This window comes from Natrinema soli, assembly GCF_028618695.1.
This window is the reverse complement of record NZ_JAQIVI010000547.1, coordinates 1-2,499: the sequence shown is the minus strand read 5'-3', so window position 1 is coordinate 2,499 and position 2,499 is coordinate 1. Positions and strand designations below refer to the sequence as shown.

Below are 2,499 nucleotides of genomic sequence, written 5' to 3'. Positions count from 1 at the left end.
GGCAACAGCGTGCCATCGCGGAGCTGCCGGCCCAACCGATGGACGGTCTCGATCGCCGCTCGAGTCTCGAGCGGTTCGACGGGGCGGTCGCCGTAGTCGGCGTAGTACGTGATCGTCCCGGGGCTCTCGCCGGCTGAGGCGGCGATCTCGGCGGTACGATCGACCACGGTTTCGGGGTAGGTCTCCCGGACCCGCTCGAAGCTCTCGGTCAGCGACGACCAGAGGTCCATCCGCTGGCCGGTCACCGACCACTCGACGTCGCTCGCGAGACAGGCCTCGGCCGTCGAGGCGGCGAGTTCGTCCTCGTCGCCGTCGTACTCGTACTCGGAGCCGAACAGGAACAGGTGGTTCTCGGCTCGAGTGAGCGCGACGTGGAGCACGCGCCACTCCTCGCCGACCCGCTCGGCGGCCAGGTCGGCGAGCAAGGGCGAATCGACGTCGGCGTCGAGCGCCGCGGCCAGCAGCCGATATCGGGCTCGCTCGACGTAGTCGCCGTCGACGCACCACTCCTCGTCCGTGAGGTAGGGAGCGAGGACGGTGTCGAACTCGAGCCCCTTCGCCTGGTGAACCGTCATCAGGTCAATGCTGTCGGCCGATCGGGTCCCGCGGGTTCGATCGTTCCCGCCGCCGCGGAGCGTCGCCGCGAGCGCGTCGACGAACTCGGTCGATAGCGACTGGACGACGCCATCGGTGTCGTAGGCCTCGACGAATCGCTCGAGGCGGTCGAACTCCGCCCGCTCCTCGCTCGTACAGAACCACTCGATTCGAGTGAGTTCCCGGAACCGGCGGACGAATCCGGAGAGGGGGTAGACGTCTCGGAAGCGCTCGAGTTCCTCGAGGTGGTCTCGAACCCGCTCGAGTCGATCGGGGCCCTCGAGATCGAGGGCATTCATATTGGAGTCCATCACGGCGTCGTACAGCGATCCGTCTCGCCGTTGCAGCGTCGCGAGATCGGCCGCCGTGAGCCGGTACCGGTAGAGGAGCACGCGCCGGAGGTGGGCGTCCGCGTCCGGTTCGACGAGGACCCGGAGGTACGACAGCACCGTCTCGATACCGGGCGAGACCTCGCCGCGGGGCGAGCCGGAGATTTCGTAGGGGATCCGCAGCTCCCGGAGCTCGTCCGCGACCGCCTGCGCGTGGCGGTTGGTCCGGACGATGACCGCGAGATCGCCCAGCGAGCGCCGGGGAACGTTCGCGGCCTCGCCGTTGAGCAGCCGCGAGACCGTCGTCGCGACCTGTTCCGGCATCGACTGGGGCACCTGATCGCTCTCGACTTTGACGACCCGGTCCGGCGGTTCGTCCTCGTCGTACGCGCCGGCCGTCCGACCGTCCTCCCGCAGCGTCTTCGAGGATTGCGGCCCGTACTCACAGGCGTTGGTCAGGTCGAGGATCTCCTGTCTCGAGCGGAAGTTGAGTTCGAGTTCGATCGCCTCGTGGTCGTCGTAGGCGTCGGCCAGCCGGTCGAGTCCCTCGCGGTCGGTGCCGCGCCAACCGTAGATCGCCTGATCCTTGTCGCCGATCGCGAGCAGGTCCGGCCGGTCCGGGCCGTCCGTGAGTTCGGTGAGCAGCGAGAACTGGGTCGCGTCGGTGTCCTGGAACTCGTCGCAGTAGACCTGCGTCCACTGGCCGGTGATTTCGTCGGCAATCGCCGCATCGTCCAGTAAGCCGGTCGCCGTCCGCACCAACTCGTCGAAGTCCAGCGCTCGCTCGGTCTCGAGGGCGTCGTGGTAATCCGCGTAGACGTCGGCGTAGTGGCGGGCCAGCCGGAGGAACTCGACGTAGTGTTTCAGGCGACCGAAGGGGGTCTGTTCGATCCGGCTCGTGGCCGCCCCCCAGATCCGGTTGCCGAATAGCGCCCGCGGCAGATGTTTCGTCGTCGTGTCGTCCAGCGAGAGCGCCTCGATCGTGTTCGTCACGCACTGCTGGAGGACCCGGAGATAGCGATCGACGTCGCGAACGAGGTCGTCGTCGCGGAAAGCCGCCGGCGCTTCCGCGATCTTCTCCCGGCAGTACGAGACGAGTTTGCCGTAGTCGATCAGCGACTCCCGGGCCGCCTCGCAGTGCTCGTCCCGATTGAAGTAGCGCAGCGCCTCGTTGTCGAAGGACAGCTCCTCGCCGGCGGTCCGCTCGAGCCAGAGGACGAACTCGTTGCACAGCTCGAGGGTGCGCACCGGCGGTAGCCCGGACTGCAACTGGTCCGGCGTAATATTCTCCTGGCTCATGGACTGGATGAACCGGTCGACCGCGTCCGTGAGATCGGTCGGCGAGCCGTCGTTGCGTCCCGAAGCGGCCGCGAAGCCGTAGTCGTTTTCGGCGAGCAGCCGACCGATGAGCCGCCGTCGCGTGCGCTCGGTGACGACGTCGAACTCGGGCGAGTAGCCCAGGTAGTAGGCGTACTCGCGGACGAGCCGGTAACAGAAGGAGTGGTAGGTGTAGACGTCGATCGCCGCCGCGGCGTCGGGCTCGAGCCGCTCGGAGACCGCCGCGCGGATGCTCGCG

1 protein-coding gene is annotated in these 2,499 nt (G+C 67.8%); it reads right to left on the bottom strand.

The window, feature by feature from the left end:
* Nucleotides 1-2,499: UvrD-helicase domain-containing protein (locus PGX04_RS26250; RefSeq protein WP_273741185.1), on the bottom strand; the 2,499-nt coding region annotated here is incomplete at both ends.